Origin of the sequence: Pseudomonas sp. PDM17 (assembly GCF_014851985.1) — a bacterium.
In the GTDB taxonomy this organism is placed as follows: Bacteria; Pseudomonadota; Gammaproteobacteria; order Pseudomonadales; family Pseudomonadaceae; genus Pseudomonas.
Window position 1 is genome coordinate 153,033 of the sequence record NZ_JACVAT010000003.1, and the last position, 22,451, is coordinate 175,483.

Consider the following 22,451-nt stretch of genomic DNA (forward strand, 5'->3'; position numbering starts at 1 on the left):
CTTTTCGTCACAATCTTCAGGGAAAATGGCTATCAGGCGGTCGGGACCCATTTTCCCCGGCGCCATTGGAGACTATCGTGACCAGCTTTGCCGCTCTTGCTAACTTCTTCGCCGCCACCGCTTTCCTGACCGCGCCCGCGAAGGCCGACCCGGAACGCCGTGAGATCCGTGAGGCGAAAAAGAACCGCCGCAAGTAAAGCAGTACCCGCTCCGCTCGGCCCTCGACCAGGGCCGGCGGCGGGACCACCGGTCCCGCTGATTGGCCTTTCAGGGCTCAATCGTGTTTTCATTGAATGCTTGTTCAAGGAAAATTTCGAGGGACCCCGCCCGTTTTGTCCGTTGCACAATCCCCCCCGTCCGTAACACCCTCCCCCGCCATGCGCATGAACCCACCGGTCTTCTACGGTGCGGCCGCGCTGATCCTCATCTTCGCCCTCACCGTCATCGCCCAGCCACAACGGGCCGGTGAATGGCTGCTCGCCGCGCAGTCCTGGGCCGCCGACAGCGTCGGCTGGTACTACCTGCTGGCGATGACGCTGTACCTGATCTTCGTGGTGGTCACCGCGCTTTCCGGCTACGGAAAGATCAAGCTCGGTGCCGACCACGACGAGCCGGAATTCAGCTACCTGTCCTGGGCCGGCATGCTGTTCGCCGCCGGCATCAGCATCACCCTGTTCTTCTTCTGCGTGTCCGAGCCGCTGACCCACTTCGCCCAGCCGCCCCAGGGCGAGGCCGGCACGCCCGAAGCGGCGCGCCAGGCCATGCAGCTGCTGTTCCTGCACTGGGGCCTGCACGGCTGGGGCGTGTTCGCCCTGGTAGCGATGGCGCTGGCCTACTTCGCCTACCGTCACAACCTGCCGCTGGCGCTGCGTTCCGCGCTCTACCCGCTGATCGGCAAGCGCATCAATGGCCCCATCGGCTACACCGTGGATTGCTTCGGCATCATCGCCACGGTATTCGGTCTGGGTGCGGACATGGGCTTCGGCGTGCTGCAGCTCAACGCCGGCCTCGACTTCCTGTTCGGCATCGCCCACAGCCATCCGGTGCAGATGACGCTGATCGCGCTGATGATGGGCGCGGCCATCCTGGTCGCCGTATCGGGTGTCGACAAGGGCATCCGCCTGCTGTCGGACATCAACATGCTGCTGGCCTGCGCGCTGCTGCTCTTCGTGCTGTTCGCCGGCCCCACCCAGCACCTGCTCAACACCCTGGTGCAGAACATCGGCGACTACCTCGGCGCCCTGCCGACCAAGAGCTTCGACCTCTACGCCTACGGCAAGGATGGCAGCGACTGGCTGGGTGGCTGGACGGTGTTCTACTGGGCCTGGTGGATCGCCTGGGCGCCCTTCGTCGGCCTGTTCATCGCGCGCATCTCGCGTGGGCGGACGATTCGCGAGTTCGTCTTCGGCGTGCTGTTCATTCCGCTGGGCTTCACCCTGGCGTGGATGTCGATCTTCGGCAACAGCGCCCTGGACCAGGTGCTCAACCATGGCTTCAGCGAGCTGGGCCGCGTTGCCATCAGCGATCCGTCCATGGCGCTCTACCAGATGCTGCAGAATTATCCGGCCAGCCGCGTGGTGATCGCGGTGACGGTGCTGGTCAGCTTCGTCTTCTTCGTCACCTCGGCGGACTCCGGCACCGTGGTGCTCTCCACCCTCTCCGCCCACGGCGGCAGCGCCGACGACGACGGCCCAAAGTGGCTGCGGGTGTTCTGGGGCGTAGCCACCGCGCTGGTGACCGGCGGCCTGCTGTTCGCCGGCAGCATCGATGCGCTCAAGTCAGCGGTGGTGCTGACTTCGCTGCCCTTCTCGCTGATCCTGCTGCTGATGATGTGGGGCCTGCACAAGGCGTTCTACCTGGAGTCCCAGCGTCAGCGCGCACGCACCCACTCGCTGGCGCCGCCGCCCTCGGCCAAGCCCGGCGGCTGGAAGCGGCGCATTTCCCAGGCGGTGCACTTCCCTACCCGCGACGAGGTGTACCGTTACATGGTCGACGTGGTCAGCCCGGCGATCGCCGAAGTTTCCGAAGTGTTCCGCGAGAAGGGCCTGCAGGTCGATTCCGACCTGGACCTGAGCAACTTGGAAATCGGCCTGGAGATCGGCCACGGCGCGCAGCATCCGTTCCTCTACCAGGTCTCGATGCGCGGCTACTTCACCCCGTCCTTCGCCCGCGCCGGCATGGGCGGCCTGCACCTGAAGAACCGCCGCTACTTCCGCGCCGAAGTGCACCTCTCCGAAGGCAGCCAGGACTACGACCTGATGGGCTACAGCAAGGAGCAGATCATCAACGACATGCTCGACCAGTACGAACGGCACCTGCAGTTCCTGCACCTGGTGCGCTGAGCCCGTAAACCGACGAAAAAGGCGCCCGCAGGCGCCTTTTTCGCATCATGGCGAAGGATCAGCCGCGGGTGCCGGTCAGCACCTTGCGGTAGAACAGCACGCAGATCGCCACGAACACCACCAGGCCCAGCCACTGCGCAGTGTCCTCGAAGCCGTCGCCGACCAGCGCCAGCGGCGTGGCCGAGCCGGTGGTGCCGATGATGGCGGCGAGCAGGATGCCCATCAGGCTCTCGCCGACGATCAGGCCCGAAGCCAGCAGTACACCCCGGCGCTTGGGCTCGTCGGAGAATTTCTCCACATCCTTGCCGGCGGCTACCGCGCGCTTGGCCAGTGCAGTTTCCAGCAACCAGCCGATCACGGCGCCGACCACCAGGGTCATGCCGATGGTCGGCGGCAGGTAGATGCCCAGGCCGACGGCGAGCACCGGCAGGCTGGCCTTGCCGGTGCGGCGCAACAGCACGTCCACCAGGATCAGCGCGATGCCCAGCGCCACACCGATGAGGATCATGTTCCAGTTCAGCGCATTGTGGAAAATGCCGCTGGCAATCGCCGTCATCAGCGTCGCCTGCGGCGCGGCCAGCGCGGCGTTCGGGTCCATGCCCTCGCGCGGCAGGGCGCCGGTGAAGCCGTAGGCGTTGAACAGCAGCTCCAGCACCGGCGGGATCACCAGGGCGCCGACCAGACAGCCGACGATCAGCGCCACCTGCTGGCGCCACGGGGTCGCGCCGACCAGGTAACCGGTCTTCAGGTCCTGCAGGTTGTCGTTGGAAATCGCCGCGATGGCGATCACCACCGAGGTGGTGAACAGCGCCAGGGCGATGGCCAGCTTGCCGCCCTGCTGGTCGAGGAAGCCGGTTTCCAGCGAGCCAACGCCGAGGATCAGCAACGACACCAGGATCACCGCGATGATGCCGATACCGGAGATCGGGCTGCTCGACGAGCCCACCAGGCCGGCCATGTAGCCGCAGGCAGCGGCGATCAGGAAGCCGAAGAAGAAGGCGAAGATCACGCAGACCGCCACCAGGCCCCAGAAGCCAAAGCCGTGCAGGTCCGGTGCGGCCTCGCCGAGGAAGTAGGAGAACACCACAAACAGCGCCACCAGCAGCAGGCCGGCGATGGTAACGATCCACTTCGCCGACAGGTCCTGCTCGGTGCGCAGGTCGCTCACTTCACCGCGTCCGCGCACGGCACTGAGCGATGACCAGACGCCCTGCACCATGGGCTTGAACAGCGTGGCCAGGGTCCACAGCGCAGCAATACCGATGGTGCCGGCGCCGAGGAAGCGTACCTGGCTGCTCCACAGCTTGGTGGCCAGCTCCGGCAGGCTCTGCCCGGCGGCCAGCACACTGTTCACCGAGAGCAGCGGCACGGCCACGCCCCAGGCGATGACCACGCCGATCAGGATGGCGATACCGGCGGTAATGCCCATCAGGTAACCGGCGCCCACCAGCGCCAGGGAGAAGCCGGTGGACAGGCGGAACGCCGCCTGCCCGGCGGTGAGCCAGAAGCTGAAGCCTTCGGCGAGCACCTTGAAACCGCTGCTGAGCAGGCTGAACGCGGCAGCGACCACGCCACCGGCGAGGATGTCACGCAGGCCCGGGCCACCGGCTTTCGCGGGCTTCCCAGCCTTTTCCTCTTCCTCGTCCTGGCTGCCGACGCGGAGGATCTCCGCCGCCGCCACACCCTCGGGGTACGGCAGGTTGCTCTGCACCACCATCACCCGACGCAGCGGGATGGTGTAGAGCACGCCGAGGATGCCGCCGATGGAGCAGATGGCGGCGGTCTGCCAGAACGGGAAGCCGCTCCAGTAGCCGATCATCAAGAGGCCGGGAAGGATGAAGATGATCGAGGACAGGGTGCCGGCCGCCGAGGCCTGGGTCTGCACCATGTTGTTCTCGAGGATGTTGGAGCCGGAGAAGTAGCGCAGCACGGCCATGGAAATGACCGCCGCAGGGATCGACGAGGCGAAGGTCAGACCGACCTTGAGGCCGAGGTACACATTGGAAGCGGTGAACACCACGGTGATCAGCGCGCCGAGGATCAGGCCGCGAACCGTCAGCTCGGCGAGGTTGGACTCGTCCGGAATCCTTTCTTGCATGTAGGCAGTCTCATACATAAACACGACCGCCAAAGCGTAGGACAGCGAGCCATCCACCGCGACCCAGAATGGCGACGAATGCGGTCTGCGGTGCGGCTTTGTTGCCGCAAGTCACGGGGATCGCAGGAAATATTGCGCCGAGAACGGCACGACTGCCCTCGTAGGAGCGAGCAAGCTCGCTCCTACGAAAAGCCGATCGGATCGTAGGGCGGAAAACCCGTTCCGGGGTTATGCGCCCTACTAGAACCGTCAGAACGGCTTGTCGCCAAGAATCGTCGCGCGGTGCATCACCCGGCGCTGCGGGCGGTAGTCGTCCACCGCGTAATGCTGGGTCACGCGGTTGTCCCAGAAGGCCACGTCGTTCTCCTTCCAGCGCCAGCGCACGGTGAACTCCGGGCGGGCGAAGTGGGCGAACAGCAGGTCGAGGATGGCGCGGCTTTCCGCCGGCTCCAGCTCGTTGATGCGAGTGGTGAAGCCATCGCTGACGAACAGCGCCTTGCGCCCGGTGACCGGATGCGTGCGGATCACCGGATGGCTGCGCGGCGGGTTCTTCTTGCGCGCTTCTTCCAGGCGAGCCAGGTCCGCGTCGGTGGCGCCGAAGCGCTCCTGGGGGAAGGACTTGCTGATGTCATGAGTCGCGGTGAGGCCGTCGAGCAACTGCTGCAGCGGCTTGGACAGCGCTTCGAACGCCGCGATGCCGCTGGCCCACAGGGTGTCGCCACCGTAGGGCGGCAACTGCTTGGCGGCCAGCACGGCGCCCAGCGCCGGGGTCTCCAGGAAAGTCACGTCGGTGTGCCAGATGGCGTTGTCGCGCACGTCGGTGACAGCGGTGTCGAGGACGATGACTTCGCGCTGTTCGGGCGAGCTGGGGTAGATCGGGTGGATGTGCAGGTCGCCGAAGCGCGCGGCGAAGTTCGCCTGCTGGGTCGGCGTCAGCGGCTGGTCGCGGAAGAACAGCACGTGATGGTCGAGCAGGGCCTGCTCGATCTGGCGCTGCGCCCCGTCGTCCAGCGGGTCGGCCAGGCGTACGCCGGAAACGATGGCGCCCAGGGCCGGGCTGATGGGTTCGATACTCAGGGTGGTCATGTTCGTGTTCTCTCGTGAGGTTCACGGGAAGAGCCACGCTCTCCCCTACCCCTCGCCGGCATGGCGAGGGTGTCGAATCGGTTTGTTATTCCCAGGAAGCGAAGCGCTTCTGCAGCCAGCGCAGGCCCAGTTCGAAGCTCAGCGCGATGGCGGCGATCAGCAGGATTCCCAGCACCACCACATCGGTGGCGAGGAACTGCGCGGCGGACTGCACCATGAAGCCCAGGCCGCGATTGGCGGCGATCAGCTCGGCGGCGACCAGGGTCGACCAGCCCACGCCCAGGGCGATGCGCAGGCCGGTGAGGACGTCCGGCAACGCGCTGGGCAGGATCACGTGGCGCACCACCTGCAGGTGGCTGGCGCCCAGGCAGCGCACGGCCTGGATGCGCGACTTGTCCACGCGGCGTACGCCGGCGGCGGTGGCGATCAGCAGCGGCGCGAACAGCGCAAGGTAGATCAGCAGCACCTTGGACAGCTCGCCGATGCCGAACCAGATGACGATCAGCGGCAGGTAGGCCAGCGGCGGCACCGGGCGGTAGAACTCCACCAGCGGATCGAACGCCGCACCCACCAGCGGGTTGAGGCCCATCAGGATGCCCAGCGGAATGGCCGTCAGCACCGCCGCGCCGAGGGCCAGCAGTACGCGCAGCAGGCTGGTGCCGATGTGCTGCCACAGCGACGCATCGACGTAGCCCTCGGCGAGCAGGCGCTGGAAGGCTTCCACCAGTTGCTCCGGCGCAGGCAGGAATAGCGTGTCGACCCAGCCCAGGTGCGTGGCCAGCCACCAGAGCACGAAGATCGAACCGACGCTGCCGGCGGCGGCCCAGCGACGGTAGTCGCGCGGAACACTGCGGGCATTAGGCACGGCGGCGGGGAGTTTGCCGGCGAGGGTATCAGTGGGCATGTTCGGCCTCCGGTTCCTCAAGCGTCTCTTCCAAAAAAAGATCCAGCAGCAGTTGGCGCAGGCGCGCGAATTCCGGGTCGGACTTGATCGAGCGCACCGGCTCGCCAGCGGCGTAGCGGCGGGCGAAGTCCAGCGGCAGGCGCTTGACGATGCGCGCCGGCGGGCCGTCCATCACCACCAGGTCGGTGGCGAGGAACAGCGCTTCATCGACGCTGTGGGTAATCAGGAACAGCCCCTTGCCGGTCTTGCGCCACAGGTCGAGGGTCAGCACCTGCATGCGCTCGCGGGTCAGCGCGTCGAGGGCGCCGAAGGGTTCGTCGAGCAGCAGGAAATCCGGCTCCACCGCCAGCGCGCGGGCCAGCCCCAGGCGCTGCCGCTGGCCACCGGAAAGCTGCGAGATGCGGTAGTCCGCGTGCTCGCCCAGGCCCACCAGCTTGAGGACTTCATGGGCGCGGGCGTTGCGCTCGGCAGCGCCAACGCCACGGATACGCAGACCCAGCGCGACGTTATCCAGCGCGCTTAGCCAGGGCATCAGCGCGTCGTCCTGGAACACCACGCCGCGCTCGCCGCCGGGGCCGCTGAGGGTACGGCCGTCGATCTGCACGCGGCCGTTGTCCGGCGCCTGGAAGCCCGCCAGCACGTTGAGCAGGCTGGACTTGCCGCAGCCGGACGGGCCGAGCACCACCAGCGATTCGCCCTTGGCCAGGCTGAGAGTGAGGTCCTGCAGCACGACGCGCTCGCGTCCGCGCTGCTGGAAAGTGAGGCTGACTGCCTCGGCCGTCAGACGGCTCATGTTCTGCCCTCCGTAGGGTGAGAAAGGGATGTTTCGGTGCGGTGCTTTCCCTCTCCCTAACCCTCTCCCTGAAGGGAGAGGGGACCGTTCGGTGCAGGTTGCAACCTTGGCGTCAGCCGGCACGGACAGCTCCCTCTCCCTTCAGGGAGAGGGCGGGGGGAGAGGGTGCCCCCGCGAATGGAGTTGCAAGCTGCTCAGCGCTGCCCGACCTGCACGCTCTCCGCCTGGCGCACGTAATCGGCGCTGACGTAGGGCGAGTAGTCCTTGAGCACCGAGGGCACGCGCTTCTGCTCTTTCAGGAAGGCGGCAGTGCCGGCGATGTCCTTGGCGGTTCCGCCACCCAGCAGGGCGGACGACAGCTGCGCCTGGGATTCGGGGAAAGCAGAACCGGCCAGCAGCTCGGGCACGTCCTTCGGATCGGCGCCGGTCAGCCGGGCTATCTTCTTCACCTGCTCGGAATCGGCGGTCCACTGCGCCTTGTGCGCGTTGTAGTCGGCGAAGGAGTCCAGGCTCACGCGGGCGAACTTGGCGATGACTTCCGGGTGCTTCTCGGCGAAGTCCTTGCGGGCCACCCAGACCTCGAAGGTCGGTGCGCCCCACTGGCCGACTTCGGCGGCGTCGGTCAGCACCTTGCCGGACTTCTTGATCTCGCCCAGGGCGGGCGACCAGACGAAGGCGCCATCGATGTCGCCACGGCGCCAGGCGGCGGCGATCTCGGTGGGGTTGAGGTTGACGATCTTCACCTTGGTCGGGTCGATCTGCCAGTGCTTGAGTGCGCCCAGCAGGCTGTAGTGCGAAGTGGAGACGAAGGGGGTGGCGATGGTCTTGCCGATCAGGTCTTCGGGTTTCTCGATCTTGCTGCCGTTGCGCACCACCAGGGCCTCGGCGGCATTGATCTGCGCGGAGACGATGAAGGCCACGATCGGCAGGCCGCGCGAAGTGGCGGCGGCCAGCGGGCTGGAACCGAGGTTGCCCAGTTGCACATCGCCCGAGGCGATCGCGGCGACCACTTCCGGGCCGCTGTTGAAACGGCGCCAGTCGAGCTTCTCGCCGATGACCTTTTCATAGGTGCCATCGGCTTGCGGAACCTTGGTCGGGTCGATGCCGGTCTGGTAGCCCAGGACGATGTCGGCGAACGCGGCGCTCTGGAAGGACAAGGCAGCCGCCACAGCGACGCCGGCCACGGCACGGCGTACGAAACGAGGTTTGTTCATGGTGTTTCCTCTGAAGGTAACGGCGGTGCCGGCCTCACAGAGGGGACGGACCACGGGACGGGGTTCGATGGGGAGAAGCCTGGTGCAGGAACTTTGTCCGGTGGTCCGGTAGAGCTAGATTACCGATATAAAAAACTTCGAATAAATAATTTTTAGTTCTTAACTTATGAGCACCAGCGCTTGTCTCGTTTCGGCTACAGGCCCCGTGCTACGGCGCCTCAGGTAGCGCCGGCGAGCACACGGGCGCGAGTGCCCTCCTGGCGCAAGCCGACCTGCACCGCGTGCTGCGCCACTGCTGCGGTTTCCGCCACCAGGGTCGCGAGCGCCGCGCTGCGGCTGAAGCTCAGGCCGTTGCCCGCCGCCTGGGCGGACTCGAAGGCCACTGCCGACTGCTCGGACAGCCGCAGCCCCAGCGCCAGCAGCCGCTGCAATTCCCCCGCAGCCTCCCGCGCCGGCAGGTTCTCGAAGGCCTGCACGGCAAGGCCCAGGGCAATGTTCGCCTGCAATAATGCGGAGAGGCTGCCGCGCAGTTGCGCACGGGGCGTCCACGGCAGGCCGGGCGGCAGCAGAATGTCTTCGGGATGCAGGCGCACTTCATGGCAATGCAGCAGACCGCCGCCGCTGGGCTCGAATCGATCCAGCCCGCTGCGATCCGCCGGCAGCGCGGCGATCAGCAAACCCTCGCTGGGCGCATGGCGCGCCGAGATCAGCAGCCAGTCCACCGCCTCGGCGCCGAAGCAGTCATGGCGGCCACCCTGCAACAGGAAACCGCCGCGCCGATGCTCGCGCGCCAGCAGGCGGCTTTCCTGGTGATCCACCGCCTCGCCCCACAGCCATTCGCGCTCCACGCTGAGTGGCAGCAGGCGCTCGCGCTGCTCGCTGCTGCCCAGCAGCAACACGCTGGCCAGTTGCAGGTGATGCAGGGCGAACAGCCGAGCCAGGGTGCCGTCGCGCTCGGAGAGATCGCGCAGGGTCTGCAGCACCTCGTCCCAGCCGGCACCACGGCCGCCGTACTCGCTCGGTACGGACAGGGCCAGCAGGCTGGACGCGCGCAGGGCATCGCTCCAGCGCTGGGTGGGGGGCAATTCGGAAAGCGTGGAAAACGGCACCACCAGGCTCATGCACACCTCGGCTCGAAGGGTGGATCAGTGGCCTGGGCGTATGGCGCGCGGGTGTACTGAAAGGGAGGAAAGAAACAAAGAAGAACGGCCTCCGAACGGAGGCCGTTGCATACCCTAGCGAATCGCGCGAGACGCGCGAAATAACCTTTCGGGCTTAGCTCATGCCGCGACTCAGATGGCTTCCTTGCGCCGCCACTGCGGCAGGCCGATCAGCACCACCGCGCTGATGATCACCGCCATTGCCAGGGATTCCGCCAGGCCGATGTGCTCGCCGGCGAATACCACGCCGAGCATCACTGCCACCGCCGGATTGACGTAGGCGTAGCTGGTGGCCGCCGCCGGGCGCACGTTGGCCAGCAGGTACATGTAGGCGCTGAAGGCAATGATCGAGCCGAACACCACCAGGTAAGCCAGCGCGCCCCAGCCGGCAGCGGTGGGCATCTGCTCCAGGCGCTCGCCAGTGAGGAAGCTGCCCAGCAGCAGCACGCCGCCGCCCACCAGCATCTCCACCGCGCTGGCCATGGCGCCGCCGGGCAGGTCCAGGCGCCGGCTCCACACCGAACCGAACGCCCAGGTCGCCGCCGCGAAGAGGATCAGCGCCGCGCCCGCCGGGCTGCCCTGCAGGTTCGAGCCGAGGTTGAGCAGCACGATACCGAACAGGCCCAGAGCGATGCCGGCCCATTCCAGCGCGTTGGTGCGGTCGCCGAAGAAACGCCCGAACACCAGGGTGAACAGCGGCACGGTCGCCACCGCCAGCGCCGCCACGCCCGAGGCCACGCCCCAGTGCTCGGCCACCGTCACCCCACCATTGCCGCAGCTGAGCAGGAGGATGCCGATGGCGCCCGCCGACAGGCACTGCCTGAGCGTCGGCAAGGGTGCGCCGCGGGTGAGCATCCAGACGAACAGGATCGCCCCGGCGATGATGAAACGGCAGCCGGCCATCAGCATCGGCGGCCAGGATTCCACGCCGATGCGGATCACCAGGTAGGTCGAGCCCCAGATGAAGTAGAGGGCGAAGAAGGCAGCAATCAGGGTCAGTGAGACGCGGGCTCTGGGCATGGGCATCGTGGTCATGGGTGGGGCTCGACAAGGCAGGCGGAGCGCTTCATTTTATGCAGGTCAACCGCCCCGGATAAGGCACAGACAACGCCATTACGGGCATAACACTTTTCATTCGATGGATTTTCGCGAGCCTTGCCGTCGAATCAAAACCGGAGCCTTCGCATGGACAAGTATGACCGCGCCCTGCTCGCCGCCCTACTGGAAGACGGCCGCCTGTCCTTCGCCGAACTGGCCCGGCGGATCAATCTCTCCCCGCCCGCCGTGGCCGATCGCGTGGCGCGCCTGGAGGCCGAAGGAGTGATCACCGGGTACCACGCCAGCGTAGACCTGTCGAAGATGGGCCGCTCGATCCAGTGCCTGATCGAGATGCGCCTGAACGACCACCGCAGCAAGAGCATGCTCGACCCGCTGCTGGAAATCCCGCAGATCATCGACTGCTACCGCATCACCGGCGAGGCCTGCGTGATGCTCAAGGTGGCGGTCAGTTGCACCCAGGAGCTGGAAGAGCTGATCGACCGCCTCGCCCAGTTCGGCACCAGCAAGACCTCGCTGGTGCTTTCCACCCCGTTCTCGCGGCGAATCCATCCGGGAATGTTGCAGGGCGGTTGAGGTGCGCATCTAGAAGAAAATTGCGCACGCCCCCAAACGACGGCGTCCCCTTGCCGGAGCGGACTTTGTCCGCGATCGCGGGCATGGCCCGCTCCTACAGGTAACGCCCGCAATCACGGATAAAAAAAAGGCGGCGCCGCTCGCGCGGTGCCGCCTGAAGTCACGGAGTTGCTACATCGCGGGACCGAAAAACATCGGTCCCGCTGTATTGGATTACCGTTCGATGATCGCGGTCACACCTTGACCGCCTGCCGCACAGATGGAGATCAGCCCGCGCCCCTTGCCAGCGCCATCCAGCAGCTTGGCGAGGTTGGCGACGATGCGCCCACCGGTGGCCGCGAACGGGTGGCCGGCGGCCAGCGAACTGCCCTTCACGTTGAGCTTGCTGCGATCGATCGAGCCCAATGGTGCGTCCAGGCCGAGGCGGGTCTTGCAGTAGTCCGCGTCCTCCCAGGCCTTGAGCGTGCACAGCACCTGCGCGGCAAAGGCTTCGTGGATTTCGTAGAAGTCGAAGTCCTGCAGGGTCAGGCCGTTGCGCGCCAGCAGGCGCGGCACCGCGTAGACCGGCGCCATCAGCAGGCCCTCGTGGCCGCCGACGAAATCCACCGCCGCCGCTTCGCCATCCTTGAAGTACGCCAGGATCGGCAGGCCGCGCTCCTTCGCCCACTCCTCGCTGGCCAGCAGCACTACCGAGGCGCCATCGGTCAGCGGCGTGGAGTTGGCCGCCGTCAGAGTGCCGCGCGAGCCGCGCTCGAACACCGGCTTCAGGGTGCCGATCTTCTCCAGGTTGATGTCCGGGCGCAGGTTCTGGTCGCGTACCAGGCCACGGAAGGGCGTCATCAGGTCGTTCTGCCAGCCTTCGTCGTAGGCAGCAGCCAGCTTGTGATGACTCTCGAAGGCCAGCTTGTCCTGCTCATCGCGCGGGATGGCCCAGGTCTGCGCCATCAGTTCGCAGTGCTCGCCCATCGACAGCCCGGTACGCGGCTCGCCGTTTTTCGGGATGTGCGGCATCAGGTGGCGCGGGCGAATCTTCAGCAGGCTCCTGATCTTCTCGCCGTTGGACTTGCCGCGGTTGGCTTCCAGCAGGATCTTGCGCAGCCCTTCGTTGACGCCGATGGGCGCATCGGAGGTGGTGTCCACGCCGCCGGCAATGCCGCAGTCGATCTGCCCGAGAGCGATCTTGTTGGCCACCAGGATCGCCGCTTCCAGGCCGGTGCCGCAGGCCTGCTGGATGTCATAGGCCGGGGTTTCCGGCGCCAGACGCGTGCCCAGCACGCACTCGCGGGTCAGGTTGAAGTCGCGCGAATGCTTGAGCACCGCGCCGGCGACGACCTCGCCCAGGCGCTCGCCGTGCAGCTTGTAGCGCTCGATCAGCCCGTCCAGCGCGGAGGTCAGCATCTCCTGGTTGCTCGCCGTGGCATACACGGTGTTGGAGCGGGCGAAGGGAATACGGTTGCCGCCGACGATGGCGACCCGGCGCAGTTGGGTCATGCAGGGCTCCTGAGAATGAGCGTTGAAGTGCGGTCAAGGCTAACCTTAGCCGCTTGTGTCGCATTGGCCGCCCCGCCGTTGCGCAGGTCAGCGCGGTCAATTGCGCCGAACCCGCCGCTGCGTAGAGTGGTCAGCACTTTAGAGACCCTGTGCAGGAGCCCGTTCCATGACCGATCGCTACATCGCCTTCGCCAACTCCAACGTCGGCCGCCGCCTGGTCGGAGCCCTCGGCCTGCCTGCGCCGGTCCGCCTGGAGCGCTGGAGCGCCGGGCGCACGCGGCCGGTGGACGGGGCGCTGCTGCTCGGCGGCGAGGGCAACCTGAACGAGGCGGTGCTGCCCTTCGCCGAGCGCCTGACCGATGCGGTGTTCTCCTTCAGCGACGGCCAGTACGGCCTGCCACGCTGGACTGCCGAGCATGGGCCGAAGCTCAAGGCCATCGTCTTCGACGCCAGCGGCCTGACCCGTTTCGAGCAGACCCTCGAGCTGCGCACCTTCTTCCAGGGCGCCCTCAAGGGCCTGGACAAATGCCCGCATGTGGTGATCCTCGGCCGCGCGCCGGAATCGGTCAAAGACCCCATCGCCGCCAGCGTGCAGCGCAGCCTGGAAGGCTTCAGCCGCTCGCTGGGCAAGGAAATCCGCCGGGGCGGCAACGTCCAACTGGTGTACGTCGGCAAGGGCGCCGAAGACCAACTCGAAGGCGCGCTGCGCTTCTTCCTCTCGCCCAAGAGCGCCTATGTGTCCGGGCAGGTCGTGCGCCTGTCTGCCTACGACAAGCAGGTACAGGACTGGAGCCGCCCGCTGGTGGGCAAGCGCGCGCTGGTAACCGGCGCCGCCCGTGGCATCGGCGCGGCCATCGCCGAGACCCTCGCCCGTGACGGTGCCGAGGTCGTGCTGCTGGACGTGCCGCCGGCGAAGGACGCCCTCGATGCGCTGGCCGCGCGCCTGGGCGGGCGTGGCGTGGCACTGGACATCTGCGCCGCCGACGCCGGTGCTCAGCTGGTGGCAGCACTGCCCGATGGCGTGGACATCGTCGTGCACAACGCCGGCATCACCCGCGACAAGACGGTCGCCAAGATGAGCGAAGCCTTCTGGAATTCGGTGATCGACGTGAACCTCAAGGCCCCGCAGGTGCTGACCCAGGCCCTGCTGGACGCCGGCAAGCTGCACGACGACGGCCGCGTGGTGCTGCTCGCCTCCATCAGCGGCATCGCCGGCAACATGGGCCAGACCAACTATGCGGTGAGCAAGGCCGGCCTGATCGGCCTGGCGCAGGCCTGGGCGCCGGCGCTGGGCAAGAAGGGCATCAGCATCAACGCGGTGGCGCCGGGCTTCATCGAAACCCAGATGACCGCCGCCATCCCGCTGACCATCCGCGAGGCCGGCCGGCGCATGAACTCCATGGGCCAGGGCGGCCTGCCGCAGGATGTTGCCGAAGCCGTGGCGTGGTTCGCTCAGCCGGGTTCCGGCGCGGTGAGCGGCCAGGTGCTGCGGGTTTGCGGGCAGAGTTTGTTGGGTGCCTGATCGCGTTTCTCTGTGGGGAAAGCTGTCGTTCTCTGATAGTCCGTACCTGGGTTTTCCCTCTCCCTAACCCTCTCCCTGAAGGGAGAGGGGACTGTGCAGTGTCAGGCGAACTTCCGTGCTAGCCGATAAACGCCGAATGGCTCCCTCTCCCTTCAGGGAGAGGGCGGGGGGAGAGGGTTAACGTGCGCAGAGGAACACCCCGGCAGGAATGGACTTTGTCCCCACTCCGGCCGACAGGCCGTTAAACGAGCCAGGGCAAAAGATCAGCTGCGCGCCGCCACCAGTTCGCGAAACTCCTCCGCACTCACCCGGTGATCGCCATCGCGGTCCGCGCGCACGATCAGCGCCGGCTCCTGGGTCATGAACTCCGCCTGGCTGACCTTGCCGTCGCCATCCCGGTCCGGCCAGGCAATGGCGTTGGGGGAGACGTTCACGCTGGGGTTGGGCGGGGTCACTTCTTCGCGGGTGAGCAGGCCATCCTGGTTGCGGTCCAGCCGGTGAAACATGCGCACACGCATGGCGGACAGGTCATCGGCCTCGATGAAGCCGCTGCCATCGCGGTCCAGACGGGAGAATGCCGTCTGCTCCATTTCCCCCGCCACGGCGTACTCAGCGCTCAGCAGCAGGACGGTGGACAGCAGCAGGGTCTGGCGGATTCGGCTTTGCATCGGGCGTACCTTGGCGGGAGTTGACCGGCAAAGCCTAGCCAGAGGCGGACTCGAAACGGTTCGATCACTCCGCCGGCGGTTGCGGGCGGCCGCGGCGGCGGAACTCCACCGGGGTCTCGCCGACCCAGCGCTTGAAGGCGCGGTAGAAGGTGCTCGGCTCGGAGAAGCCGGTGCGTTCGACGATCACCTCGATGCGCTCATCGGTCTTGAGCAGCAGCTCCTTGGCCAGGCGGCAGCGGTAGTCGGTGACCAGATCGTTGAAGCGCACCCCGGCCATGGCCAGACGCTCGCGCAGACGGCGGGCGGGCATGTCGAGACGGGCGGCGACCTGCTCCAGCGTCGCGCCGCCATCCACCAGCAGCACGCCGATCAGTTCGCGCACCTTGCGCACCAAGTCCAGCCGCTCCACTTCCGCCAGTTGCCGGCGCGCCAGGGACTCGTGCATGCGCAGCAGTTCCGGCGCGGCATGGCGTGAGGGCTTCTCCAGCACTTCGGCGTCGAATACCAGCGCATAGCGATCAGCGCCCAGCACCGCCGGGCAGCCGTAGACCTCGCGGTAACGCTCGGCGGGCGCGCCTTCCTCGTGCATCAGCTGTACTTGCTGGGGCTTGAAGTCGCCCTCGGTAAGCGCGTGGAACAGGCGAACCACCGCACCGGCGAGCATTTCGGGGAAGTGACGGTTGGTCCCAGCGGTATGGCCGAGCAGCAGCACGGCCTTCTCGCCCTCCACTTCCAGGCGGGCGTTGAGGGTGTCGGAGAGCAGGCGCACGTAACGCAGGGCATGACGCAGGCCTTCGCCGAAGGTGGCGCTGGAAAGGAACAGGTACTCCAGCAGCAGGCCATGGAACGCGGGCAGGTGGCCGGCCAGATAGAGGCCGACGTGCTCTTCGCCGCACTCTTCGGCGGCCGCCTTCCAGAACAGGTTCTGTGCGCTGTGGGGGAATCGTCCGGCAGGCAGGCTGCCGGCCGGCAGGCCGACGCGAGCCAGCACGCGGTCGGGGTCGGTACCGCTGGCGCGCAGGGCGTCGATCACCGGGCGCATCAGCGCCACATCGTCGGTCAGATCACGCATGGTGTTTTTTCTAGTTATCCATGAGGCGGGCCCATCTTAGGCAGCTTTCCTATCGCCCCTCAAGAGAATCAGGAACAAGCGTGCGGGAAATATCCGGGCAATCGGACGGTCACATTGACTTGCCTGCCGCGCGCCGCGTTGCCACGGCCAATGCCCGTGGGTGACCGGCGGCTAAGCTGAGTGAATATTCGTCAGGAGATACCCGATGCCCCGCGATTGGCTTGACCTGTCCGCCCCACCCGCCCTCACCGGCCTGTTCGCCCGCGCCGCCGTGCGCCGCGGCGTGCGTGGCCGCAGCCTGCCGACCCGCGGCCTGCGCTGCCCGGTCACGGTCGACCCGAAGCACCTGGAGCGTTACCGCAAGGTCTGTGGCTTCGCCGACAACCACCTGCTGCCGCCCACCTACCCGCACATCCTCGCCTTCGGCCTGCAGATGGGCCTGCTGACGGACGCGCGCTTCCCCTTCCCGCTGCTGGGCCTGGTCCACCTGGAAAACCGTATCAGCGTGTTGCGTCCGCTCGGCGGCCTGGGGCCGTTCAACGTCAGCGTGCGGGTGGATGACCTGCAGCCCCACGAGAAAGGCGTGACCTTCAGCATCATCACCCAACTGCACGACCAGCTCGGGCTGCTCTGGGAGGGTGACAGCCGCATCCTGTTCCGCGGCATGCGCCTGGACGGCACGCCGCCGGCCCGCGAAGAGGTGGCCGAGCTGCCGCTGGAGCAGATCGACGCCTGGAACTGCCCGGCGGATATCGGCCGGCGCTACGCCCGCGTGGCCGGCGACTACAACCCGATCCACCTGTCCGCCGCCAGCGCCAAGCTGTTCGGTTTTCCCCGTGCCATCGCCCATGGCTTGTGGAACAAGGCTCGCAGCCTGGCCGCCCTGGGCGAGCGCCTGCCGATGGCCGGCTATCGGGTCGACGTGCGCTTCCAGAAGCCGGTGCTGCTGCCGTCCCAGGTCAACCTGCTGGCCAGCGAGCCGGCGCCTTCCGGGCAGTTCAGCCTGCGCGGCAAGGACGGCCTGCCGCACATGGCCGGCAGCTGGAGCCCGCTGGACGTTTGACGCGCCAGGCTTGAAGCTATGGGGCTCACGTTGGAGCCCCATCTACATGAACCTCGAAGCCATCACCGCGCGCCTGCACGCCATCCGCGACCACAACGACTGGAGTCGCTTCCACAGCCCGAAGAACCTGGCCATGGCGGCCAGCGTGGAAATGGCCGAGCTGGTGGAAATCTTCCAGTGGTTGCGCGAGGACGAGTCGCGCCAGCTGCCGCCGGAGAAACTCGCCCACGCCGGGCAGGAAGTCGGTGACATCGTCCTTTACCTGCTGCTGATGTGCGCGGAACTGGGCATCGACATGGACCAGGCCGTGCTGGCCAAGCTGGCCGACAGCGAGCGGCGCTTCATCGAGGGGGGCGCCAAGTGAGCGATTCCCCGAAGACCGGCGACCGCCATTTCGACGAACTGGCCACGCGCTTTGCCGAGAAGATCTATGGCGGCGCCAAGGGTGCCATTCGCCTTGCCGTGCTGCAGGCCGACCTCGCCGAGGCGCTGCCCGACCGCCCGCTGCGCGTGCTGGATATCGGCGCGGGGCTGGGCCACATGTCGCTGTGGCTGGCCGGGCGCGGCCACGACGTCACCCTCGCCGAACCCGCCGCGCCGATGCTCGAAGGCGCACGCCAGCGTTTCGAGGAAGCCGGCCTGCCAGCCACCTTCATCGCCGCGCCCTGGCAGGACCTGCTCGGCCAGCTCAATGAACCCTATGACCTGGTGATCTGCCACGCCGTGCTGGAATGGCTGGCCGAGCCGCTGGCTATCCTGCCCGTGCTGCACCAGCTGACCCGCGCCGATGGCTGGCTGTCCCTGGCCTTCTACAACCGCGACGCGCTGATCTACCGCAACCTGCTCAAGGGCCACTTCCGCAAGCTGCGCAAGAACCGCTTCTCCGGCGAAGGCCAGAGCCTGACCCCGCAGGAACCGCTCGACCCGCGCGTACTCGAAGCCGCCATGGCCGGGCACTGGAGCATCGAGGCGCGCAGCGGCGTGCGGGTGTTCCACGACTACATGCCGGTGGAGTTCCAGCACAAGGCCGAGCCTTTGGACCTGGTGGAGATGGAACTGCAATACCGTCGACACCCTGCCTTCGCCGGCCTCGGCCGCTACCTGCACTGGCTGTGCCGGCCGCAGGATTAGGTGCATAGTTGCCACTGCGCACGCCTCACCAAACCGGCGTGCGGGAGTCTGTCATGCCGCGTTACCTGTTGATCCTGCCGCTGCTCAGCGCCCTGGCGGCCTGCCAGGGCCAGAACCCCTACAGCAACACCTCGCTGCCGATCCCGCCCGCGCCCGCGCAGGCCGCCAACCCCGGCCTCGACCCCGGCAGCTACCCGGCCCCGCCGCTGGACTACGGGCGCTACCGCTCGTGGCGCTGGATGGACGGCACCGGTTTCGGCGGCCCGCTGCAGGACGCCGTCAGCGAAGCCCTCGACCAGCGCGGCCTGCGCCCGGCGCGCTCGAATGCCCCGGCGGACCTGAGCGTCAGCGCGCACCTGGCCAGCGAGCAACGCACCCGGCAGACCACCGACTATTACGGCGGCGGCTACTACGGCGGCTGGAACGACCCCTGGTACGGCGGCGCTTCCTACCCCGTCACCCGCACCTACGTGGTCACCGTCAGCGTGGTGCGCATCGCCCTGTACGACGCCCATAACCACCAGGAAATCTGGAGTGGCAGCGCCGAATACGAAAACGGCAGCAGCCAGACCGACCAGGCCCGCGCCCTGCGCGAAGCCGCGCGCAAGGCCATGGACGGTTACCCGCCGGGCTGAAGCCCGGCGCGCCGGTAGGCAGGCACGCTCGCCGGCGAGTCCACCATCACCGCATCCGCTCCCAGTTCGCGCGCCGCGCCATAGGCGGCTGCCGAATTGATGCCGAACATCACCACCTTCGTCCCCTTGGCGCGGCGCACACAGGCCATCGCCTGCGGCGTCCACAGCTTCGCGTGCTTCACTGGGTAGGACGATGAGCCCAGGGTGAACTGCTCCGTCACCGTCAGATCGCGCTCCAGCTCGATGCCCATCCAGGCGCCATCGGCCGGTGGCGAACAACGGCCGGCCAGCGCCAGATCGACCAGCCGGTTGCGCGTGGCGTCGCGGCTCTCGAAACGCCGCGCGCGGTCGCCGTAGTGCTGTGCCAGGTAATCGCTGGCATCACGCTCGGTGGAGTAGAAACGCACCCGCGACCACGCCTGTTGCTGATCCAGCGTGCGGGCCACCGCGTCGATGACCTCGCCCACCGGTTGCGCCTTGATATCGAGGAACACCGGCACTGTCGGTGCAATGGCCTGCAGTGCCTCGGCCAGTGTCGGGATCGCCTGCGGCTGCGCGCGGTACGGGTAATTGCCCGCCGTATCCTTGAACTGATAACCCGCATTCACCGGGCGCAGCTGTTCCAGCGACTTCGAACCCACGACGCCCTGGGCATCGGTCAATGCCCCGAGGTCCGCCGGCCGGTACAGCATCGCAACACCATCGGCGGAAGCCTGAACAGACAGCCAGAGCACATCGCTGTGGTTGGCCAGCGCCTTGCCTATCGCCAGCAGCGTGTTCTCTGGCGCATCCGCCGTGCCGGCTCGATGCGCCACCACCTCGGGTTGTGGCAGCGCCGGCCGCACGCTGTCGAAGCTGCATCCCGCAAGCAGCAGCATCCCCAGTGTCGTCACGGGCAGCCCATGCTTCATGTCCTTCTCCATTCCTTGAACGAGCGACGACTCTAGCAACCGGAAGCACCGCGCTAGACGCGGAACATTCCCCGCTTGCCAATCCTTCTGCCTTGCGCTTGGATGGAATTCTCTGACAGGAGTATTGCGATCATGATCCGCCGTTTGCTGTCCCGTTCACTGCTGCTGAGCCTGATGCTCGGCCTCGCCGCCTGCGAAACCACCAGCGTCAGCCGCGACTACGACACCACCCGCGACTTTTCCCGCTACCTGACCTGGAGCTGGGCGCAGCCGGCCTTCGAGTACCGCCCGGATGACCCGCGCATCAAGAGCGACCTCACCGAGCAGCGCATCAGCGATGCGATTGCCGGCGAGTTCGACCAGCGCGGCCTGCGCCAGGCACAGGGCGGCACCCCCGGCGACGTAAAACTGCGCGCCTACCTGATCGTCGACCAGCGCCAGGACCAGGTCACCACCTACAGCGGCGGCTACTGGGGCGGTTACTGGGGAGGCTACTGGGGCCCGCCCCCCATGGCCGAGAGCCGCACCGTGACCTACAAGGTCGCCACCATCCAGGTGGACATGTTCGACGGCAAGGACGGCAAGCTGGTCTGGCGCGGCAGCGGCGAGCAGATCATGCGCAGCAGCCCGCCGACGCCCGCCGAGCGCGAAGCGGCGATCCGCGAGACGGTGCAGAAGATCATCGCCCAGTACCCGCCGCACTGATCGGCCCGACCATGACACGGGAGACCGCGTGAACCAGCCCGCCCTGCAACACCGCCCCGCCCTCGCCGACGACCTCGGCGAGGTGGTCGGCTTTCCCCAGGACGCCGACGAACTCTTCTACTGCTACCCCAAGGCGAGCTGGCCGCTGACCATCGGCCAGCTCGCCGCCGCCATCGCCGAGCGACGCGGCAGCACCGTGGCGCTGCAGGGTGGCCGGGTCGCCGGCTTCGCCAACTTCTACCAGTGGCAACCCCACGAATTCTGCGCGCTGGGCAACATGATGGTCGCGCCCTGGGCGCGGCGGCACGGCGTGGCGCAGTACCTGATCGAGGTCATGGAGAATCTCGCCCGCGACCAGTACAAGGCGCAGGTCATGAAGGTGTCCTGCTTCAACGCCAACGCCGCCGGCCTGCTGCTTTACGCACGCCTGGGCTACAAGCCGCAGGGCATCGTCGAGCGCGCCGACCCGCAGGGCCGGCGCATCGCCCTGGTCCAACTGGAGAAAGCCCTTGTCCACGCCTGAGCCCCAGCGTGTGCTGATCATCGTCAGCAGCGGCCCGAGCACCCCGGCGCGCTGCGCCGCGCCCTTCTACACGGCCACCCTGCTGGCGTGCATGGATGCCAAGGTCACCCTGTTCCTCAGCGGCGAAGGCACACGCCTGGCCTTCCAGGACATCGCCGACACGCTCTATGCCGCCGAGGATGGCGAGCCCATCAGCCACTTCATCCAGCAGGCCAAGGAAGCCGGCGCCCGCCTGCTGATGTGCCGCGCACCGGGCGTGGCCATCGACGAAAGCCGGCTGATCGAGGAAGTCGACGAGATCGCCAGCGGCGGCGAGCTGGCGCGCATGATCCTCGAATACGACCGGGTGCTGACGCTGTGAAGCTGCACGGCCTGGAGTTCCCGGACGACCTGCTCTACGCGCCCGACTACAACCTCTGGCTGCGCGAGGAAGAAGGCGGCGCCGTCACCCTCGGGCTCACCGCCTACGGCTGCGCGGTCTACGGGCAGATATTCGCCTTCACCCCCAAGCGCGACGGCTGGCACATCGACTGCGACCGCAGCTTCGGCGTGGTGGAATTCGCCAAGGCCGCCTCGTCGGCGCGCAGCCCGCTGGACGGCACCGTCCTCGCCAGCAACGAAGCAGTGGTGCGCAGGCCAGGGCTGATCAACCAGGACTGCTATGGCGAAGGCTGGATGGTGCGCCTGAAGCCCGACGACTGGAGCGCCGCCCGCGCTCGCTTCCTCCAGGGCGAAGCCGCACTGGAGGCCTTCGCCCAGCGCATGCACCTGGACAACTTCGACCCCGACGACGACGGGGTCCAGGCCCTGCGCCCATGAGCCGGGCAGGCGCGCAGTTCACGCTGCTGCTCTGCCTGCTCATCAGCCCGCCGCTACGCGCCGACCAGCCCACCCAGGACGGCTTCGTCTATCTCGACCAGGTGCTGAAAACCGCGCGCTATGACGTGCGCTACGCCGGCACCGACAACTTCGTCGGCGAGCCCATCGACGGTTACCAGAAGGCGCGGATCATCCTCACCCGCGAAGCCGCCACCGCCTTGGCTGCCGTGGAAAAGGACGTTGCCCTGAGCGGCCTGGCGCTGAAGATCTTCGATGGCTATCGCCCGCAGCGCGCAGTGGAAGACTTCCGCCGCTGGGCCGCCGACCCGCAGGACATCCGCCAGAAGAGCCGCTACTACCCACAGCTGGACAAGCCCGCGCTGTTCCGCGACGGCTACATCGCCAAGCACTCCGGGCACTCGCGCGGCAGCACCGTCGACCTCACGCTGGTGGATTCGAAAACCGGGGAGGAGTTGGACATGGGCAGCCCGTTCGACTTCTTCGGGCCCATCTCCCATCACGGCACTGCGCTGGTCAGCGTGCAGCAGACGCGCAACCGCGAGACGCTGCGCCAGGCCATGCTGCGGCACGGCTTCGAGCCTTACAGCGCCGAGTGGTGGCACTACACCCTGAAGGCCGAGCCTTACCCGCAGACCTACTTCAACTTCCCGGTGCAGTGAAG

Annotated in this window: 23 protein-coding genes; 12 read left to right on the forward strand and 11 right to left on the reverse strand. The window is 67.2% G+C overall.

Features of this window, described 5'->3' with window-relative positions:
* Nucleotides 1-383: 383 nt before the first annotated feature.
* Nucleotides 384-2,342, forward strand: coding sequence for a choline BCCT transporter BetT (betT, locus tag IB256_RS10910; protein WP_139791660.1), 1,959 nt, complete (start codon nt 384-386; stop codon nt 2,340-2,342).
* A gap of 58 nt (nt 2,343-2,400) precedes the next feature.
* On the opposite strand, the gene IB256_RS10915 is transcribed toward betT, so the two are convergent.
* From IB256_RS10915 to yedA, 7 genes are all read right to left on the reverse strand, one after another.
* Nucleotides 2,401-4,440 (reverse strand): OPT family oligopeptide transporter, encoded by a 2,040-nt coding sequence (locus IB256_RS10915; protein ID WP_192292759.1) that lies wholly within the window; start codon nt 4,438-4,440, stop codon nt 2,401-2,403.
* 249 nt (nt 4,441-4,689) lie between these two features.
* On the reverse strand, nt 4,690-5,526 hold the full coding sequence (gene tauD, locus IB256_RS10920) for a taurine dioxygenase (protein WP_192292761.1): 837 nt from the start codon (nt 5,524-5,526) through the stop codon (nt 4,690-4,692).
* Nucleotides 5,527-5,611: 85 nt separating this feature from the next.
* A complete protein-coding gene (locus tag IB256_RS10925) occupies nt 5,612-6,430 on the reverse strand; it encodes an ABC transporter permease subunit (RefSeq protein ID WP_192292763.1) in 819 nt (272 codons plus the stop codon).
* The gene (locus IB256_RS10930; RefSeq protein WP_192292765.1) at nt 6,420-7,223 is read right to left on the reverse strand and encodes a taurine ABC transporter ATP-binding protein; all 804 of its coding nucleotides are present in this window, start codon (nt 7,221-7,223) and stop codon (nt 6,420-6,422) included. The genes IB256_RS10925 and IB256_RS10930 overlap by 11 nt, the downstream gene beginning before the upstream one ends.
* A gap of 194 nt (nt 7,224-7,417) precedes the next feature.
* On the reverse strand, nt 7,418-8,437 hold the full coding sequence (gene tauA, locus IB256_RS10935; protein ID WP_138214168.1) for a taurine ABC transporter substrate-binding protein: 1,020 nt from the start codon (nt 8,435-8,437) through the stop codon (nt 7,418-7,420).
* Between the two features lie 218 nt (nt 8,438-8,655).
* Nucleotides 8,656-9,558, reverse strand: a complete 903-nt coding sequence (locus IB256_RS10940) for an acyl-CoA dehydrogenase family protein (protein ID WP_192402529.1) — start codon at nt 9,556-9,558, stop codon at nt 8,656-8,658.
* A 171-nt stretch (nt 9,559-9,729) separates the two neighbouring features.
* Nucleotides 9,730-10,617 (reverse strand): drug/metabolite exporter YedA, encoded by an 888-nt coding sequence (yedA, locus tag IB256_RS10945; protein ID WP_192402957.1) that lies wholly within the window; start codon nt 10,615-10,617, stop codon nt 9,730-9,732.
* Nucleotides 10,618-10,782: 165 nt separating this feature from the next.
* Between yedA and IB256_RS10950 the strand changes: the two genes are divergently transcribed.
* Entirely contained in the window at nt 10,783-11,229 is a 447-nt protein-coding gene (locus IB256_RS10950) for an Lrp/AsnC family transcriptional regulator (protein ID WP_081520044.1), read from the forward strand.
* A 213-nt stretch (nt 11,230-11,442) separates the two neighbouring features.
* On the opposite strand, the gene IB256_RS10955 is transcribed toward IB256_RS10950, so the two are convergent.
* The gene (locus IB256_RS10955) at nt 11,443-12,720 is read right to left on the reverse strand and encodes an acetyl-CoA C-acetyltransferase (RefSeq protein ID WP_192211212.1); all 1,278 of its coding nucleotides are present in this window, start codon (nt 12,718-12,720) and stop codon (nt 11,443-11,445) included.
* A gap of 166 nt (nt 12,721-12,886) precedes the next feature.
* Between IB256_RS10955 and IB256_RS10960 the strand changes: the two genes are divergently transcribed.
* Complete coding sequence (locus tag IB256_RS10960; protein ID WP_151188418.1) at nt 12,887-14,242, forward strand: 3-oxoacyl-ACP reductase; 1,356 nt, start codon at nt 12,887-12,889, stop codon at nt 14,240-14,242.
* Nucleotides 14,243-14,505: 263 nt separating this feature from the next.
* On the opposite strand, the gene IB256_RS10965 is transcribed toward IB256_RS10960, so the two are convergent.
* Entirely contained in the window at nt 14,506-14,910 is a 405-nt protein-coding gene (locus IB256_RS10965) for an EF-hand domain-containing protein (protein WP_192292771.1), read from the reverse strand.
* A 64-nt stretch (nt 14,911-14,974) separates the two neighbouring features.
* Complete coding sequence (locus IB256_RS10970; RefSeq protein ID WP_081520040.1) at nt 14,975-15,982, reverse strand: AraC family transcriptional regulator; 1,008 nt, start codon at nt 15,980-15,982, stop codon at nt 14,975-14,977.
* A gap of 205 nt (nt 15,983-16,187) precedes the next feature.
* Here IB256_RS10970 and IB256_RS10975 point away from each other — a divergent pair, with 205 nt between their 5' ends.
* The 4 genes from IB256_RS10975 to IB256_RS10990 are packed head-to-tail and all read left to right on the forward strand — an operon-like array spanning nt 16,188 to nt 18,811.
* Entirely contained in the window at nt 16,188-17,045 is an 858-nt protein-coding gene (locus IB256_RS10975) for a MaoC family dehydratase (protein WP_081520039.1), read from the forward strand.
* A gap of 46 nt (nt 17,046-17,091) precedes the next feature.
* Nucleotides 17,092-17,409, forward strand: coding sequence for a nucleotide pyrophosphohydrolase (locus IB256_RS10980; RefSeq protein WP_017520638.1), 318 nt, complete (start codon nt 17,092-17,094; stop codon nt 17,407-17,409).
* Nucleotides 17,406-18,176, forward strand: a complete 771-nt coding sequence (locus IB256_RS10985) for a methyltransferase domain-containing protein (protein ID WP_192292773.1) — start codon at nt 17,406-17,408, stop codon at nt 18,174-18,176. The genes IB256_RS10980 and IB256_RS10985 overlap by 4 nt, the downstream gene beginning before the upstream one ends.
* A gap of 53 nt (nt 18,177-18,229) precedes the next feature.
* Nucleotides 18,230-18,811, forward strand: coding sequence for a DUF4136 domain-containing protein (locus IB256_RS10990; protein WP_192402531.1), 582 nt, complete (start codon nt 18,230-18,232; stop codon nt 18,809-18,811).
* Here the strand turns inward: IB256_RS10990 and IB256_RS10995 are convergent.
* Nucleotides 18,796-19,722: a glycerophosphodiester phosphodiesterase family protein gene (locus IB256_RS10995; protein WP_192402533.1), complete on the reverse strand. Its 927-nt coding sequence runs from the start codon at nt 19,720-19,722 to the stop codon at nt 18,796-18,798. The genes IB256_RS10990 and IB256_RS10995 overlap by 16 nt on opposite strands.
* 144 nt (nt 19,723-19,866) lie before the next feature.
* Between IB256_RS10995 and IB256_RS11000 the strand changes: the two genes are divergently transcribed.
* Genes IB256_RS11000 through IB256_RS11020 form a run of 5 tightly spaced genes read left to right on the forward strand, consistent with a single transcriptional unit; the run spans nt 19,867 to nt 22,449 of the window.
* The gene (locus IB256_RS11000; protein ID WP_405308122.1) at nt 19,867-20,427 is read left to right on the forward strand and encodes a DUF4136 domain-containing protein; all 561 of its coding nucleotides are present in this window, start codon (nt 19,867-19,869) and stop codon (nt 20,425-20,427) included.
* 28 nt (nt 20,428-20,455) lie between these two features.
* Complete coding sequence (locus IB256_RS11005; RefSeq protein ID WP_081515753.1) at nt 20,456-20,950, forward strand: GNAT family N-acetyltransferase; 495 nt, start codon at nt 20,456-20,458, stop codon at nt 20,948-20,950.
* Complete coding sequence (locus tag IB256_RS11010) at nt 20,937-21,311, forward strand: DsrE family protein (RefSeq protein WP_081515751.1); 375 nt, start codon at nt 20,937-20,939, stop codon at nt 21,309-21,311. Before IB256_RS11005 ends, IB256_RS11010 begins: the two co-directional genes overlap by 14 nt.
* Nucleotides 21,287-21,769 (forward strand): glycine cleavage system protein H, encoded by a 483-nt coding sequence (locus IB256_RS11015; RefSeq protein WP_405308124.1) that lies wholly within the window; start codon nt 21,287-21,289, stop codon nt 21,767-21,769. Before IB256_RS11010 ends, IB256_RS11015 begins: the two co-directional genes overlap by 25 nt.
* Entirely contained in the window at nt 21,766-22,449 is a 684-nt protein-coding gene (locus tag IB256_RS11020) for a M15 family metallopeptidase (protein WP_192402535.1), read from the forward strand. Before IB256_RS11015 ends, IB256_RS11020 begins: the two co-directional genes overlap by 4 nt.
* Nucleotides 22,450-22,451: the final 2 nt, after the last annotated feature.

Coding starts and splice junctions, on each gene's coding strand:
- IB256_RS10970 (WP_081520040.1), bottom strand. CDS start 15,982: ATGCGTGATCTGACCGACGATGTGGCGCTGATGCGCCCGGTGATCGAC.
- tauA (WP_138214168.1), bottom strand. CDS start 8,437: ATGAACAAACCTCGTTTCGTACGCCGTGCCGTGGCCGGCGTCGCTGTG.
- IB256_RS10930 (WP_192292765.1), bottom strand. CDS start 7,223: ATGAGCCGTCTGACGGCCGAGGCAGTCAGCCTCACTTTCCAGCAGCGC.
- yedA (WP_192402957.1), bottom strand. CDS start 10,617: ATGCCCAGAGCCCGCGTCTCACTGACCCTGATTGCTGCCTTCTTCGCC.
- IB256_RS10990 (WP_192402531.1), top strand. CDS start 18,230: ATGCCGCGTTACCTGTTGATCCTGCCGCTGCTCAGCGCCCTGGCGGCC.
- betT (WP_139791660.1), top strand. CDS start 384: ATGAACCCACCGGTCTTCTACGGTGCGGCCGCGCTGATCCTCATCTTC.
- IB256_RS10980 (WP_017520638.1), top strand. CDS start 17,092: ATGAACCTCGAAGCCATCACCGCGCGCCTGCACGCCATCCGCGACCAC.
- IB256_RS10960 (WP_151188418.1), top strand. CDS start 12,887: ATGACCGATCGCTACATCGCCTTCGCCAACTCCAACGTCGGCCGCCGC.
- IB256_RS10915 (WP_192292759.1), bottom strand. CDS start 4,440: ATGCAAGAAAGGATTCCGGACGAGTCCAACCTCGCCGAGCTGACGGTT.
- IB256_RS10975 (WP_081520039.1), top strand. CDS start 16,188: ATGCCCCGCGATTGGCTTGACCTGTCCGCCCCACCCGCCCTCACCGGC.
- IB256_RS10995 (WP_192402533.1), bottom strand. CDS start 19,722: ATGAAGCATGGGCTGCCCGTGACGACACTGGGGATGCTGCTGCTTGCG.
- IB256_RS10950 (WP_081520044.1), top strand. CDS start 10,783: ATGGACAAGTATGACCGCGCCCTGCTCGCCGCCCTACTGGAAGACGGC.
- IB256_RS10940 (WP_192402529.1), bottom strand. CDS start 9,558: ATGAGCCTGGTGGTGCCGTTTTCCACGCTTTCCGAATTGCCCCCCACC.
- IB256_RS10925 (WP_192292763.1), bottom strand. CDS start 6,430: ATGCCCACTGATACCCTCGCCGGCAAACTCCCCGCCGCCGTGCCTAAT.
- IB256_RS11020 (WP_192402535.1), top strand. CDS start 21,766: ATGAGCCGGGCAGGCGCGCAGTTCACGCTGCTGCTCTGCCTGCTCATC.
- IB256_RS10955 (WP_192211212.1), bottom strand. CDS start 12,720: ATGACCCAACTGCGCCGGGTCGCCATCGTCGGCGGCAACCGTATTCCC.
- tauD (WP_192292761.1), bottom strand. CDS start 5,526: ATGACCACCCTGAGTATCGAACCCATCAGCCCGGCCCTGGGCGCCATC.
- IB256_RS10965 (WP_192292771.1), bottom strand. CDS start 14,910: ATGCAAAGCCGAATCCGCCAGACCCTGCTGCTGTCCACCGTCCTGCTG.